This is a genomic window from Mangrovibacter phragmitis, from assembly GCF_040429585.1.
In the GTDB taxonomy this organism is placed as follows: domain Bacteria; phylum Pseudomonadota; class Gammaproteobacteria; order Enterobacterales; family Enterobacteriaceae; genus Mangrovibacter; species Mangrovibacter phragmitis.
The window spans coordinates 5,125,339-5,140,476 of the sequence record NZ_CP134782.1; the positions used below are offsets into that span (position 1 = coordinate 5,125,339).

The following is a 15,138-nucleotide window of genomic DNA, read 5'->3' on the forward strand; positions in this document are numbered from 1 at the left end:
CTCCGGTCAGGGAAACGGCTCAGGCCATGAAAATAGCCTGAGCCTGGTTGGTTAATAACCCATATGGAGTTTGCGCTCGTATTGCTGTTTTGCTGTGTCTGGCAGATAGAGCGTTGATTTAGTGATAATCGTTTTCGGCGGAATCGTACCGTCTTTCTTGTATTTTTCCAGCGCATCAAAGGCCGGGCCAGCCATATCCGGCGTCAACTCGACACTGGCATTCGCATCGCCCGCCATCATGGCTTTATAGATATCCGGTACACCATCAATAGAGCCGGTGAGAATGTCTTTACCCGGTTTTAACCCGGCTTCTTTAATGGCCTGGATTGCCCCAATGACCATATCGTCATTATGGGAGTAAACCATGCAAATATTTTTGCCGTTGTTCTCCGCTTTAATGAAGCTTTCCATCACTTCTTTACCTTTACTACGGGTAAAGTCGCCAGACTGGGAACGAATGATTTTGATGTTTGGCGCTTTGGCGATAGCTTCAGCAAACCCTTTTTTACGGTCAATCGCTACGCTGGCACCCACAGTACCTTGCAGCTCAACCACATTACACGGCTTACCTGCGACAGTTTTCACCAGCCAGTCGCCAATTAACTGGCCTTCCAGCACGTTGTTGGCTGTTACCGTGGTCATGTACAGAGATTTGTCTTTTACATCAATAGAACGGTCAAGCAGGAATACCGGGATCTTCGCATCTTTGGCTTCTTCCAGCACAGGCTCCCAGCCGGTCGCCACCACAGGTGCAATGAAGATTGCATCCACGCCCTGAGCAATAAAAGAGCGTACCGCTTTAATCTGGTTCTCTTGTTTTTGCTGTGCATCGGCAATTTTCAGGGTAATTCCGCGTTCTTTCGCTTCCGTTTTGGCAACATTGGTTTCTGCTGCACGCCAGCCAGATTCCGAACCAACCTGAGAAAATCCAACCACCAGGGGGGCTGCCATTACTGCTGATGACATAGCCGCTGAAACTGCAGAGACTAAAAGTAACCGCTTCCACATAAGCGTGTCCTCTCGTAGGGTTATTATTGGTAAGAAGTACATCTGCAGGAGAAACTATAGACAATACGGGATGTAACAGAATGCGTTACATCACAATTCAAAAAAGTAGCATAATTGTTAACACCCAGTTTTGGTCAAGGATCGGGCTGGATGAGGCTCCTCACCATACTGGCGTATGCCGTTTTTTTTACCAATGAATTCGCTGGTATTTCTCTTTTGTAACCGGTTACAAGAATTTATAAATAATGCGGCTGGGTTTATGGATTTTTGTGCTAAAAAATACGCTACCTTTTACTTCGAACTTTTCCGGATTAAGAAAAACAGGCGAAGACATTCGGGCGCAGTTGGCTATAATACCCGGCACTTGTTTGCCACACATTAAAGGAAACAGACATGAGCTTACTGAACGTACCAGCAGGCAAAGATCTGCCGGAAGACATCTACGTTGTTATCGAAATCCCGGCTAACGCTGACCCTATCAAATATGAAGTCGACAAAGAAAGCGGCGCACTGTTTGTAGACCGTTTCATGTCTACTGCTATGTTCTACCCGTGCAACTACGGCTACATCAACCATACCCTCTCTCTGGACGGTGACCCGGTTGACGTACTGGTGCCGACTCCGTACCCGCTGCAGCCGGGTTCTGTTATTCGTTGCCGTCCGGTTGGCGTACTGAAAATGACCGACGAGTCTGGCGAAGATGCCAAACTGGTTGCGGTACCGCACACCAAACTGAGCAAAGAATACGACCACATTAAAGATGTGAACGACCTGCCAGAACTGCTGAAAGCACAGATCACCCATTTCTTTGAACACTACAAAGATCTGGAAGCTGGCAAATGGGTGAAAGTTGACGGTTGGGACAACGCTGAAGCCGCTAAAGCTGAAATTGTTGCTTCTTTCGAACGCGCTGCCAAAAAATAATGCCTGATACCGCCGTGCGGCGCGATGCCGGTGGTGAGGTGCTCACAACACCAGTCAGCGCATGAATCATTAAGCACTGCCCTGCGGCAGTGCTTAATTTTTAAGTTTTATAATGCCTTTCCCACACACTCCCTGTTTTCACTCTACTGATTAAGCACATGTAAATCAGGCAGGCCGGTCACAAGCAAGAAGCTGCTGCGCACATTATGCATGTATCACTCACCACCGAAGTGCTATCCGGCAATACAACCAGGTTATTCAGGTTGGCGTTGTGAACGGGAGAAACAAGCATGACCGGGGAAAGTGCATCAGGGCATCAAGAAAAAAACACCGCCAGGCTTCTGGCGGTGTTTTTGTGGTGAACTTACTAACAGTACCGGCGGGTTACTTGAATTTATCTCTGTCCAGCCAGTTACCTGTATCAATGTAAGTGAGCCCTTCAACAGAGCGCTGGTAGACATACATCCAGGCGGAACCAAACGGCGTTTGAATTAACTGCCGGCTGTATTCCCCCGCTTTGGTACGCAACGCATCCAGTTCAGCCAGAGTGGAAGCATCAATACGGTATACTTCACCAAAAACGGTTCCTTCTCCCGGCACAGCGCCAGGATAATGCCCCACACTGTATAACTGATAATGTTCTACTGTATGATCGCCTAACCACTGCGCGTTGGTCATCCAGTGACTGTTACCTTGTTTGCGTCGTAAACTGCCGTAAACAAATATTCGCATTGCTAAAACTCAAACTGATAGAGCAAATCGAGCGCCTGATCAACCCCAGACACCGCTTCCAGATACAGCTTAGGCATCAGCCGATAACGCAAGGTGAGCGTTGCCAGTGAGTCAAAGATACCTACCCCGTATTTCACTTGCAGACCCGGCAGTACATAACCGCTGACCACCACCTGAGAAGAGTCCCCCGCACCTGTGGTATCCAGCGACAAGTTTTTGACGCCAAATGTCTCTCCGATTTTACCCACAACCTGCCCACTTTGTGCAACCCCCATTCCAATTAACATGGAAGTCATGGCTGCACCATCACCCTGTTCGCTACTCAGACCCTGTCCACGCAGTAAATACGACAGCGCTTCCTGTTGCGACATAGCAGGGTCAGAGAAGATTTCTGCTTTCGGCTCATCCGCCATCCCCGTGACACGCACCCCAGCCACCACATTGTCTTGTGTGGCATCAGGGTTACGAATTGCTTCAATATTGAGAGAAGGCTGATCCGGCGGGCCGGAGAACAGCAGAATCCCTTTGCGTACGATCAGATCCTGACCGTAGGCATGGAAGCGTCCTTCAGGAATATTAATCTGCCCGTTAAGGCCCAGGCCTTGTTTGTCCTGAACCACTTTCAGGTCACCATCCAGCCGGGCTTTCAGGCCAAAGGCATTCAGACGCACATTGTTGCCAATATGAATCTTCAGGTTACTGTTAATTGGAATCGATGCAGTTTTGGGCTGAACAGGCTGCAGGTTGTCATTCAGCATCACTTCATCATCTGATACACCCACTGCACTTTCGGGTAAATCATGCACCACAATACGCGCCCAGGGAACGTCCACGCTGCCGTTCAGCATAAACACCGAAGGTGTGGCATCAAACACGATATCCGGCGAGACATCCATACGCACCATTGGTGGTACAGTAATACGCACCCGGCTGCCTTTGGCGGCGATTTGCGCTTTCCAGTTATCCAGTTGCGCCCAGTCGGCAAAACCGCTCAGGCTGATTTGCCCTTTTGATGTCCGTACTGTCCCTTGCAGGGTGGAACGCTGACCGGTGAAGGCCATAGTGACATCACTCGGTTGCATATCGAAAGGCATAAAGTTGGCCTGCAACCCCAGGTCACTCATCCGCACCTGGCCGAATAACTGTGGTTTTTGGGCATCACCGCCCAATGTCAGGCGGGCATTAACTTTACCATTCGCTTTTTTACCTGCGGTAAAGACAGGGTTCAGGAAATCCAGTGAAAAGTTGGTCAGATTGACATTGCCAGACAGTTGCCGCCGCCCTTGCGGGTCTTTGACCTGGAGTTTGCCATCCAGTTGACCATTGTTGACCAGGCGCACCAGCCAGTCGGCCTGTGCCAGGTCATTATGTATAGCCGCGTTTACTGTCAGTGCGTCAAATTCCACTGGCAGGTGCCCGTTGCTCATTGCCTGGTTAACCTTCACCCCTTTACCGGCCAAATGAATGGTCGCCTCTGGTAAACCGGGCTTAGTGCTGTCCCAGGATACATCCGCGTTACCACTGAATACACCTGAGGCTTTAGTGCCTTCCGGCAGTAAGTCTTTCAGCATCGCCAGGTCGAAGCGATTAAGGTTGATACGCGCCCGGCCACTGTGCCCGGCTTCTATCGGTTGTGGAACACAAAGTTCCGCATTGGGGTTGCGCCAGCAATGAACGCCTATCGCAATGCGTTGCTCCTGGTTGCGGTAATCCAGCGATACGGGCTGGGTTAATAACCAGGGGCCGACCGGCGTGTCAAAGCGGGTATTGCTCAGTGTGCCCTGCCAGCGTTCCTGCTGCCGGTCAAAGTGCCCGCTCAAGCTTAAATGGCCGGATACAGGCTCCCCGGAAACCTCCAGTTTCATCTGGTGCTGGTTCTCATTACCTTCTGCATTTAGCGCGACACGCGTTATTGCGAGACCTGGCTGGGTGATATTCCCCACCAGCACTTTCAGGTGCCCGCCAATTTGCTCACCCGAGCTGATATCGCCATCGACATTCACTGAGCTGACAGAAAGCGCCTGCCAGCGCAGGCGATGGGCCTGAATCGAAGCAAATAGTTGCGGCGCAGCCATATCGCCCCGCACTTTTACGAGCCCTTTTGCGGTACCACCTAAACCAGGCAGTGCATTATCCAGCGCTGGCGCATCAATGCTGGCATCAAGCTTCAGTGTTTTTTCACCCACTTCACCCTGTACTGCAACGGTATTACGGCCTAACGCAATGTTCAGTTTTGGGATAAGCCACTGCATGTAGCTGTTACCACGCAGATTCCCTTCGATATTGAGCGGGTTCTGCTTCACATTTCCTTTCAGGGCTATTTCCGGTACGGAAACTTGCCATGTGCCGCCATACAGGCTGCCACGGGTTTTTACCACACCGTCCACCCGGGAAGGCCAGTCCGGGTATTGTTTCGCGGTGTTAATGCCCGCAAGTGTCAGTTCACTGTGCCAGCTTATCGCTTTGCTCCAGTCAACCACCGCAGTTAAATCGGTATTCCCCTCCAGCGCCGCGATGCGCAATTTATCCAGTACAAACTGCTGTGTAGTGCCTTTGCCATTTAACGTAATTGCTGCCGGGGGAACCTGGTCGCCTTTCACATGGGAAGCGAAACTCACCTGGTAATCGCGCATGCTTCCGGTAACAGACAGCTTAAGGTCGTGTACCTGATATTGCGCCGCGCCTTCCAGCGGCCAGGCGAGCTGTGGCGATGACACTTGCAGGTTAACCGGCAACCCGGCTTGCGCCAGTTGTGTTTCACCACTGACATCCAGGTTTACCGGACCAGAAAGGTTCAGACCCAGCCCCAGTTTGCTGCGCAGGCCGCCGTTAAGGTTGAGTTTAATTTTCTCGCCTTTCAGCGGCGCTGTATTCAACGAAGCGTTCAGGGTGAGAGCAACCGGCCAGTCTGCGCTGAGGGTAGCCTTCCCACTGGCGTTCACCAGCCCTTCACTGGAATCGACATCCAGAGTATCGAGTTTCAGGTGCCCGTCGGTTCCCGTCACTTTGAGCAGGAGTTTATTGACCGTGATATCGCTGTCACCTGTCAGGCGTAGTTGCTTACCCGTAAATTGCGCAATGGTGAGATTAACAGGCAGAGTGACATGGTCCATTTCTGGCAGCAGCGGTTTGGCAAACAGTTTTTCCAGCGTCTCGCCCAGTGGTGGTTCCTGTACTTGCTGTGTTGTGCCTGTGCGCTGTTTGTCGCCCGCTGTAACCGCCTGTTTTGCTTCAACCACCGCTTTCGCTGCGCCTTGCGGCGTTTTCGGCAGGGCTATTAACAGGCCTTCAAGGGTGGTGGGAGTAATGGTCAGATTACGACCTTCCCAGTTGACGCCACTGTGGAATGCCATCAGCGAGACCGTTGTGTCATCAATACTGACATTGACGTTTTCAACCGCAATTCGCGATAACGTGATGGCATAAGGTGTACTTAAATTAAGCGGCCCGCTCTCTTCTTCCTGAGCCGGTACTGACGGCGGCATTTTGCTGGAGTCGATGGCCACATTGATGTCTTTCAGCGCTAAATCATTTATGCAAAATTTGCTGTGCCACAAGCAGCGCAGGCTGACAGACAAATGTACCCGCCCGGCGTTTACCGCAACGCCTGGCTGTTCGTAGCGAATCTGGCTGAGCGTGAGATTACGCCAGCCCCCTTCTACATTGCCAATATGCAACCCTGGCACCCAGCGGTTCGCTGCACTGAACAACACATGCAACCCCGGAGTGGTTCCCACCAGGAAGCCCACAACACCAAAAATAAATACCACCACCAGAATGACGGCGAGGCTGATTTTTTTCCAACGACTCATAATTCAGGCCCCAGACCGATGTAAAACTGCACGCCATGTTCCTTTTTATTCCCCACCGGCATGGCAAGGTCTAACTTAATGGGCCCAACCGGCGACTGCCAGCGCACCCCAAAACCTGCACCGGTTTTGAAATCATTCGCGTCAATCGCACTTACTGCTTCCCCTGAATCAACAAACACCGCGCCCCACCATTTGCCAGTTACGTTGTACTGGTATTCCAGCGAGCCGGTAACCATTTTTGATGCCCCGATCAGTTTACCGTCGCTGTCTTTCGGTGAAATGGATTTATATGAGTAACCACGGATACTGCGATCGCCTCCGGCAAAGAAACGCAAATCAGGAGGGACTTTGTCGAAATCCCCGGTTTCAATCCAGCCAACAGTGCCGCGCATTACAAAACGGTGGCGCTCTGCCAGGGTGCGAATCCAGGTGTTTTGGGCCTGCATCACCAGGAAATCGACATCTGAGCCCCATGACGTGTTGGAGATATCGACTGAATAGCGTTGAGAATCTCCCCAGACTGGCATTAGCCCGCCACGCGAGCGGGTACGGCTGAAACTCACACCAGGGTAAATCAACATCGTGGTATTGGTGACACTGGCCTGGGTAAAGTGGTCAAGGCTCCAGCGCAAGTTCAGTGCCCGTTGCCAGCCGGTATCCAGTTCCCAATAGCGAGACACCGCAAGCGTTGTGGAGTCGGCCTGGGTATCGTTCAGATCGGTGCGCTTAAACCCTCCCTGCAACAGGTAGTACTGTTCAAGCGGGCTTTTCAGCAAGGGGACTTTGTAACTGAAATCCAGCGTTTGCTCCGGCGCAGACAGGCTGGTGCTGGTGGTCAGGCTGTGACCATAGCTGTTAACCCAGGGTTTTTTCCACGACGCTTTGATACGTGGGCCTACATCAGTGGAGTAACCAACCCCGGTTTCAACTGTATTTTCTGTACGCGGTGTGACCACGCCCTCAAGTGGCAATATTTTAGTTTTGCGAGATTTATCAAACTCTGGCGCCACAACCACAGAATTAAACCAGCCTGTGGCGGAGAGCCGGCGGTTCAGTTCGGCAAGGTCACTACTGGTGTAGTAATCACCTTCTTTGAAGGGCACCAGGTTTTGCAGGTATTCATCGCGAATTTGTGAACCTTTGAAGGTCACTGTGCCGAAACGGTAACGCTGACCACTGTCATAGTCGATATCCCAAAAAGCTTCATGCCTGCCCAGCGACACACCCAACTGGCTCTTTTTAAAATCGCTGTCGAAATAGCCTTTACGTAAGGCTTCGGTTGTCAGTGATTTTTTAAAGTTTTCGTAGGTTCCATGGTTCAGGATAGTGCCCTTTGCCGGGCGTTTTTTCAGTAGTGCGAGGTAATCCGGGTCTTTGCTCGCCCCACCGCGCAAAATCACCTCAGTGCCACCAATTCTGACCGGCTCACCCGGCGTGACTTTAGCAATCAGCACCTGGCGGCCAACTTTCGGTGGGGGCTGTAAATCAAAATCAATCACAGGTTCATAATAACCGAGTGCCCGCAACCCTTTGCGAATGGCATCATCCACGCGTGCCTCAAAACGGCGGTCTGGCGTGACTTCATCACTTTCAATGGTTGAAAGCTGCGCGCGCACGTTTTTTTGCAATTCTCCCGACAGTCCTTCAACTTGCAAACGCACGCTGGCCGCACTGGCCAGGCTGCTGGTAAGTAACAAACTTACGCAACAAATGATTCGGATATGAGGCACTTTTTCTCCTGATCTTCCCTTGTTCCCACCCCTGGGATACAACATGAACCGCTCCGCGGCATAACAAAACCTCAACACTTGAGGTTGAAAAACAGATACCGGCCCTGATATTTCTACTAGTTAGCGTAGCCGTATTTGCTGCAATCCGCCTGATGGCCGTCTTACTACGAGGGCCGGTAACTGGCGGGCAAACAGCCAGTCTGAAAAACAGGCACCCGATAATTTTTGCTATGACAGTAGGTTATGTTGACGCACTGTAACAAAAATGAACGCGCTGGATTACAGAGCGTATATTGTGTGCAAATATAGTGCCTGTGACAACCGCCCAAGGGCAGTCCAGTTTCTGAAAAGTGGAGAGAAAACCATGGTAAATTTGTTTACCAAGTCGACGCCTGTGGCACAGTCGCAAGCATTACCCGGGCGTAAAACTCCGATGCCTGTCGCCCGGTTACACGCCGTTAATGAACACTCAATGACCCACGTTCCGGATGGTATGGAAGTGGCATTATTTGCGATGGGATGCTTCTGGGGTGTGGAGCGCCTGTTCTGGCAACAACCTGGGGTATACAGTACCGCGGCAGGTTACACCGGTGGTTTTACCCCCAATCCAACTTACCGCGAAGTGTGTACCGGGCAAACCGGCCACGCAGAAGCAGTGCGTGTTGTTTATGACCCGGCCGTGATCAGTTATGAGCAGTTATTGCAGCTATTCTGGGAAAATCACGATCCGGCTCAGGGAATGCGCCAGGGTAACGATATTGGTACCCAGTATCGCTCTGCCATTTACCCGCTAACCGAACAACAGTCGGCTGCGGCGAAAGCCAGCCTGGTTCGCTTCCAGTCAGCCATGAAGGCGCAAAATGACAATCGGGCGGTAACAACAGAAATTGCCACGGCGCTACCGTTTTACTATGCGGAAGACGAACATCAGCAATATTTATACAAAAATCCGGAAGGCTACTGCGCGCTCGGAGGAATTGGCGTTTGCCTGCCGCCTCAGTCGTAATTTCACATGAAAACTGGTTAAATCATCGCCTGCTGGCAGGCCATGCTGCCCTTAGGTTATACTGAATACGAAATTGCCGGCCCAGCGCTTACGGGCCGGTTTTTAGTGTCTGTCACATGGATAATCAACTTTCCCTTCCGAGGATCTGGCGTTACGCCGGATAAGATATGTTAAACAGTATATTAGTCATACTCTGTCTAATCGCCGTCAGTTCGTTTTTCTCGTTGTCTGAGATTTCACTGGCGGCCTCCCGTAAAATCAAACTCAAGTTGCTGGCGGATGAAGGCAACATAAACGCGCAACGCGTTTTGAAAATGCAGGAAAACCCCGGCATGTTCTTTACCGTGGTGCAAATTGGCCTGAACGCTGTGGCTATTTTGGGTGGTATTGTTGGCGACGCGGCATTCTCACCTGCCTTCAAGAGCCTGCTCATCCGTTTTATGGCACCGGAGTGGTCAGAGCAACTGAGCTTTATTCTCTCTTTTTCACTGGTTACTGGCATGTTTATTCTGCTGGCGGACCTGACACCGAAACGCATAGGTATGATAGCGCCGGAAGCGGTCGCCTTACGGATAATCAACCCCATGCGCTTCTGCCTGCTGGTTTTCCGTCCACTGGTGTGGTTCTTCAACGGTATGGCTAACGTGATTTTCCGCCTGTTCAAGCTGCCAATGGTGCGCAAAGACGATATCACGCCTGACGATATTTACGCCGTAGTCGAAGCTGGCGCTCTGGCCGGGGTGCTGCGTAAACAGGAACATGAGTTAATTGAAAACGTGTTCGAACTGGAATCCCGCACAGTGCCTTCTTCCATGACATCACGCGAGAACATTATCTGGTTCGATTTACATGAAGATGAGCACAGCCTCAAAACCAAAGTGGCAGAACACCCACACTCCAAGTTTTTGGTGTGTAACGAAGATATCGACCACATTATTGGCTATGTCGATTCTAAAGAGTTACTGAACCGTGTACTGGTCAACCAAAGTCTGGTGCTGACCAGCGGTGTGCATATCCGCAATGTGTTAATTGTACCGGATACGCTGACGTTATCTGAAGCGCTGGAAAGCTTCAAAAGTGCCGGTGAAGACTTCGCGGTGATTATGAATGAGTACGCACTGGTTGTTGGGATCATCACGCTGAACGATGTGATGACTACGCTGATGGGTGATCTGGTAGGCCAGGGCATGGAAGAGCAAATTGTTGCCCGTGATGAAAACTCCTGGCTGGTTGAAGGTGGAACACCTATTGATGACGTAATGCGCGTACTGGATATCGATGAATTTCCCCAATCAGATAATTATGAAACCATTGGTGGTTTCATGATGTTTATGCTGCGCAAGATCCCCAAACGAACCGATGCGGTGAAATATTCCGGCTACAAGTTTGAAGTGGTGGATATTGATAACTTCCGCATTGATCAGTTACTGGTTACCCGGCTGGACAGCAAGCCCGTTACCCTGGTACCCAAACTTCCTGACTCTTCAGACAAGAGCGTTGCCTGATAACGCCCTGCATTTTTGCCCGGCCAGGCAGAGGAACGTGCCAGGCCAGTGAGGTACAAAAACAGAAACGGCCCTCAAGGGCCGTTTTTTTGTCTGCGCTACCGGAACCTAAGCCATTTCTGCCTGCAAACGTGTTACCTGGCGGTTGACCTCAGACATGATAGCTAAATGTTGCTTATCTTTTACCCTGGGTAGAAGAATGCGACCTTTATCAAATTCAAATGCACCTATGTCCTTGATGTACAACCGTCCACGAAACAGGATTTTTACGTACTTAGCCACTTGAAGTGGATTGTAACGCTGAAAGATTTTCATTTTTTACTTTCTCCTGCAATACCGCCGCCTCCGACAGTCAAATCTGACTCAGTCGTATTAAGGAGCGGAATAAACAACGTTATTAAATATAGCCTAAGGGTCAGAAAAGCCCTAGTGCCTATAATTATTTTTACCTTTCTATGACAGTATTTCAGAGGATTCTTTGCAAACCTCTACACTGCCCAGTATAAGTATTCAAAATCATGTCAAATTGTGCGCGCGCCCACAAACTGGCACCGTCTTTGCCAATATGGATCACAAAAAACCGATATGCTTAAAGCTCAGGGCCATCTGGTCCGATCACCTGCAATAAAACAAAAGGATATCGATGATGAGACTGAGCAACCTGCTGGCATTCGCCCTGCTGCTGCTTCCCCTGGTAACATCGGCTCATAACCTGACGTTAAATCAGCGCGTACCGCCAACGGGGGTAAACGATAAAGGAGAATTGTTACTGAAAAATGATCAGTTCAGCTATCAGCCCTGGAATAGTGCGCAACTGGTTGGCAAAGTACGCGTTGTCCAGCATCTTGCCGGGCGGACGTCGGCAAAAGAGATGAATGACCCGCTTATTGAAGCTATCAAGCACGCAGGCCTGCCGAAAGACCGCTACCAGACCACCAGCATCGTGAATACTGACGATGCAATTATAGGAACCAGTCTGTTTGTACGTAACAGCATTGAAGACAGTAAAAAACAGTACCCCTGGTCGCAGTTTATTGTCGACAGCGATGGCGTGGTTCGCAAAGCCTGGGGCTTAAAACCGAAAAGCTCTGCCATTATTGTGCTGGATAAAACCGGGAATGTGGCGTGGGTAAAAGATGGTGCGCTGACACCTCAGGAAGTGCAGCAAGTGATTAGCCTGCTGCACCAGTTAGTTAATAAATAGAGACTCTGAAGCCGGGGTTCAGGAATGACTCTCGTGGTGTGTAATCAAGGGTTTTACCCTGCCAGTCATGCACTTGCGCCCCGGCAGCAACAGCCACTGCGTGGCCCGCCCCTGTATCCCAAACGTTGGTTGGCCCGAAGCGCGGATACAGTTGTGCAACCCCTTCCGCCACCAGGCAAAACTTAAGCGAAGAACCAATAGACGTTGTCTGGTGTTCGCCGAGTTGTTCCAGATATTCTGTTAATTCTGCATCGGCGTGGGAACGGCTGATGACCACTAATGGCGGGTGTGCTTCGCGTACCTGAATTTGTTTGCGCACACCACACTCTTCTTTCCATGCTTTCCCATTCGCTGCGCTGTACATAACCTTAAGTACCGGCGCATACACCACACCCAAAACCGGTTTCCCTTGCTCAATCAGTGCAATGTTCACCGTAAATTCCCCATTGCGTTTGAGAAACTCTTTGGTGCCATCCAGCGGATCCACCAGCCAGTAGCGTTGCCAGTGCTGGCGCTCATCCCACGCGGCAGGCGCTTCTTCGGATAACACGGGGATATCGGGGGTCAGTGACTGGAGACCAGCCAGAATAACTTTGTGTGCGGCAATATCGGCCGCTGTCACCGGGGAATTGTCAGCTTTATGGGTTTCCTCTACAGGTTTTTCACCCTGGTAAACCGCCATAATGGCAACACCGGCATCGCGCGCCAACTGGCATATCTGTTCTAACATTATCCACCTCTTACGCTAAGCGCTAAACGGTTCTGGCGCTGTAATACCTTGTTTTTACATGATGTTGTTTATACCGCATTATGCGTCCACAGACTACGGCCGCATTGGTGGCAATCCGTAAACAACAGCCATATAAAGCATAAGCCTGGCACAGCCCGCAATGAGATGCCTGTGCAGTTCATGGCACTGAGGCGCTACTGGCGCGCCTGCCGGGAAGATAATACATCAGGCAGGTTTTGTTCTATCCAGTCGGCCAGCGCAGACACTTTGTCGCTCACTTCCTCGCCCATCGGAGTCAGACTGTATTCAACATGCGGAGGAATAACCGGCAATACACGGCGATGGATAAAGCCATCGCCCTCCAGCCATTGCAGTGTTTGTGCCAGCATTTTTTCACTCACCCCGCCAATCCTGCGCCGTAAGTCGCTGAAACGGTGCGTACCATCCCGCAAGGCAACCAGAATTAACACGCCCCAACGGCTGGTGACATGCTTAAGCACTTCCCGCGAAGGGCATTTTTCCGCAAATAAATTACCTTCGCGTAACTGTTCACTGAGCGAGCCTGTTTTAAGTTTCACATCTGCCATTTCACACTTACCTTTTTGTATGTACTTACTAAAAGTTAGCACAGTTGCTATGCTTCAGCAACAGACACAAACTCAGTATGAAAAACCAGGAGACTTATCATGATTGCAATTACCGGTGCGACAGGGCAGTTAGGCCACGAAGTGATAACCGCGTTGCTGAAAAAACATCCCCCCGAATCACTGGTTGCTATTGTGCGTAACCAGAGCAAGGCACAAAGCCTGGCGGAAAAAGGGATTCATGTGCGGGTTGCCGATTACAGTGACAAAGACGCACTGCGCACTGCGTTAGTGGGTGTCGAAAAATTACTGCTGATTTCCTCCAGCGAAGTGGGACAGCGTGCCGCACAACACCGCAATGTGATTGAAGCGGCTGTGCAAACCGGAGTAGGGTTGCTGGCGTACACCAGCCTGTTGCATGCCGACACCTCGCCACTACAACTGGCGCAAGAACACCGGGAGACGGAGCAAATGCTGGCCGATTCTGGCCTGCCTCATGTTCTGTTGCGCAATGGCTGGTATACCGAAAACTATATGGCGAGTGTCCCTGCGGCACTGGCTCACGGGGTAATTCCGGGTTGCGCCGGAGAAGGCAAAATTGCCTCTGCCAGCCGTAAAGATTACGCCGAAGCGGCAGCCCAGGTTCTGAGCCTGGAAAACCAGGCCGGAAAAATATACGAACTGGCTGGCGATGAAGCCTGGACGCTGTCTGAACTGGCGCAACTTCTCAGCGATACCAGTGGCAAACAGGTGGCTTACCAGAACATGAGCGAAGCAGACTATGCGGCATTACTGGAAGGTGCTGGCCTGCCAGGACCTTTTGCAGCAATTCTGGCAGATTCCGATACTGGTGCGTCAAAAGGTGGGCTGTTTGATGATACCCACCAAATCAGCACATTAACCGGTCACCCAACAACATCCTTACTGACCAGCTTAAAAAACGCGCTGTAAATGTTAAATTACGGTTATATACTGTGAGAATAACTGCTGCCGCAGGTATCCCCTGCGGCGCAAGTGGATTGTTCACTGGTCATTGTTTTTCAGCGATATATAACGAGGTTAACTGTGCAGGGCGTACCAGACCATTTTACGGATGAGCGGGACTCCGCCCGTTTCCGCCAGTTTTCTGCCCTTCCCGGTGTCGAGTTATATCACGCACATATCTCCCGTTACGCCTTCGAACCCCATACTCATGAAGCCTTTGGTATTGGCACCATTGAAGCCGGAGCTGAACGCTTTCGTTACCGGGGAACACATTATGTTGCCGCCGTAAACTCACTGGTCACTATGAATCCGGACGAGCTGCATACCGGCGAGTCCGAAACTCCCGATGGCTGGCGTTACCGTATGATCTACCTTGAACCCGCGCAGTTGGCGGAAATCACAGGTATTGATCAATGGTGGTTTAACGATGTAGAGCGTTGTGATGCCTTGCGCGCGGCACAAACTGGCAGGCTGATAGGCGCATTGTGGTCGGCCGAAACCCCACTCGCACAACAAAGCCTGTTGCTTGACCTGATTGACACTATCCGGCCTTATGCCAGTCATGGTCGTTTACCGGGTTTGATGAACGCCCCGCGCTTCGACCAGGTACGCCACTACCTGCATGATAACTATATGCACCCCGTCACGCTGGGAGAACTTGCCCAGGTAGCGGCACTCAGCCCTTACCACTTTCTGCGCCAGTTCAAAGCGCAATATCATGTCACACCACACCAGATGCTGATGGCGATTCGCCTGTGGCGCGCCAAACTGTTTCTGGCACAAGGCATGCCTGCAGCAGAAGTCGCCAGTGCGACAGGCCTTACTGACCAGTCCCACCTTACCCGGACGTTTAGCCAGCGCTATGGTCTGACCCCTGTGCGTTATCAACGCCAGGTGTTGGCCCGCTAAAAGCGCAATC

13 protein-coding genes are annotated in these 15,138 nt (G+C 51.1%); 6 read left to right on the forward strand and 7 right to left on the reverse strand.

The window, feature by feature from the left end; genetic code table 11:
* Positions 1-51 precede the first annotated feature (51 nt).
* Positions 52-1,008, reverse strand: a complete 957-nt coding sequence (gene ytfQ / locus MPHASIOC01_RS24595; RefSeq protein WP_064598305.1) for a galactofuranose ABC transporter, galactofuranose-binding protein YtfQ — start codon at positions 1,006-1,008, stop codon at positions 52-54.
* A gap of 393 nt (positions 1,009-1,401) precedes the next feature.
* On the opposite strand from ytfQ, the gene ppa reads away from it, so the two are divergent.
* Positions 1,402-1,932: an inorganic diphosphatase gene (ppa, locus tag MPHASIOC01_RS24600; RefSeq protein ID WP_064598304.1), complete on the forward strand. Its 531-nt coding sequence runs from the start codon at positions 1,402-1,404 to the stop codon at positions 1,930-1,932.
* Positions 1,933-2,316: 384 nt separating this feature from the next.
* Here the strand turns inward: ppa and MPHASIOC01_RS24605 are convergent, their stop codons facing one another.
* The 3 genes from MPHASIOC01_RS24605 to tamA are packed head-to-tail and all read right to left on the reverse strand — an operon-like array spanning position 2,317 to position 8,206.
* Positions 2,317-2,664, reverse strand: a complete 348-nt coding sequence (locus MPHASIOC01_RS24605) for a gamma-glutamylcyclotransferase (RefSeq protein WP_064598302.1) — start codon at positions 2,662-2,664, stop codon at positions 2,317-2,319.
* A gap of 2 nt (positions 2,665-2,666) precedes the next feature.
* Positions 2,667-6,476, reverse strand: coding sequence for a translocation/assembly module TamB domain-containing protein (locus tag MPHASIOC01_RS24610; protein WP_353613493.1), 3,810 nt, complete (start codon positions 6,474-6,476; stop codon positions 2,667-2,669).
* Positions 6,473-8,206: an autotransporter assembly complex protein TamA gene (gene tamA / locus MPHASIOC01_RS24615; protein ID WP_353613494.1), complete on the reverse strand. Its 1,734-nt coding sequence runs from the start codon at positions 8,204-8,206 to the stop codon at positions 6,473-6,475. The genes MPHASIOC01_RS24610 and tamA overlap by 4 nt, the downstream gene beginning before the upstream one ends.
* A 364-nt stretch (positions 8,207-8,570) precedes the next feature.
* Between tamA and msrA the strand changes: the two genes are divergently transcribed.
* Positions 8,571-9,212 (forward strand): peptide-methionine (S)-S-oxide reductase MsrA, encoded by a 642-nt coding sequence (gene msrA, locus MPHASIOC01_RS24620; protein WP_064598297.1) that lies wholly within the window; start codon positions 8,571-8,573, stop codon positions 9,210-9,212.
* A gap of 167 nt (positions 9,213-9,379) precedes the next feature.
* Positions 9,380-10,717, forward strand: coding sequence for a hemolysin family protein (locus tag MPHASIOC01_RS24625; RefSeq protein WP_064598295.1), 1,338 nt, complete (start codon positions 9,380-9,382; stop codon positions 10,715-10,717).
* A 108-nt stretch (positions 10,718-10,825) separates the two neighbouring features.
* Here MPHASIOC01_RS24625 and MPHASIOC01_RS24630 read toward each other — a convergent pair whose 3' ends face one another.
* On the reverse strand, positions 10,826-11,032 hold the full coding sequence (locus MPHASIOC01_RS24630; protein ID WP_036103080.1) for a DUF1107 domain-containing protein: 207 nt from the start codon (positions 11,030-11,032) through the stop codon (positions 10,826-10,828).
* A gap of 331 nt (positions 11,033-11,363) precedes the next feature.
* Between MPHASIOC01_RS24630 and MPHASIOC01_RS24635 the strand changes: the two genes are divergently transcribed.
* Positions 11,364-11,921 carry a YtfJ family protein gene (locus MPHASIOC01_RS24635; RefSeq protein ID WP_064598293.1) on the forward strand — a complete coding sequence of 186 codons (558 nt, stop codon included), beginning with the start codon at positions 11,364-11,366 and terminating at the stop codon, positions 11,919-11,921.
* Here the strand turns inward: MPHASIOC01_RS24635 and cysQ are convergent.
* Together cysQ and MPHASIOC01_RS24645 are read right to left on the reverse strand one after the other, a co-directional pair.
* Positions 11,911-12,651, reverse strand: a complete 741-nt coding sequence (cysQ, locus tag MPHASIOC01_RS24640; RefSeq protein WP_064598291.1) for a 3'(2'),5'-bisphosphate nucleotidase CysQ — start codon at positions 12,649-12,651, stop codon at positions 11,911-11,913. The two genes, MPHASIOC01_RS24635 and cysQ, sit on opposite strands and share 11 nt — an antisense overlap.
* Before the next feature lie 194 nt (positions 12,652-12,845).
* A complete protein-coding gene (locus MPHASIOC01_RS24645; protein WP_353613495.1) occupies positions 12,846-13,238 on the reverse strand; it encodes a helix-turn-helix domain-containing protein in 393 nt (130 codons plus the stop codon).
* A gap of 99 nt (positions 13,239-13,337) precedes the next feature.
* On the opposite strand from MPHASIOC01_RS24645, the gene MPHASIOC01_RS24650 reads away from it, so the two are divergent.
* Both MPHASIOC01_RS24650 and MPHASIOC01_RS24655 read left to right on the forward strand, forming a co-directional pair.
* Positions 13,338-14,186: an SDR family oxidoreductase gene (locus MPHASIOC01_RS24650; protein ID WP_353613496.1), complete on the forward strand. Its 849-nt coding sequence runs from the start codon at positions 13,338-13,340 to the stop codon at positions 14,184-14,186.
* Between the two features lie 114 nt (positions 14,187-14,300).
* Positions 14,301-15,128, forward strand: a complete 828-nt coding sequence (locus tag MPHASIOC01_RS24655) for an AraC family transcriptional regulator (RefSeq protein WP_353613497.1) — start codon at positions 14,301-14,303, stop codon at positions 15,126-15,128.
* Positions 15,129-15,138: the final 10 nt, after the last annotated feature.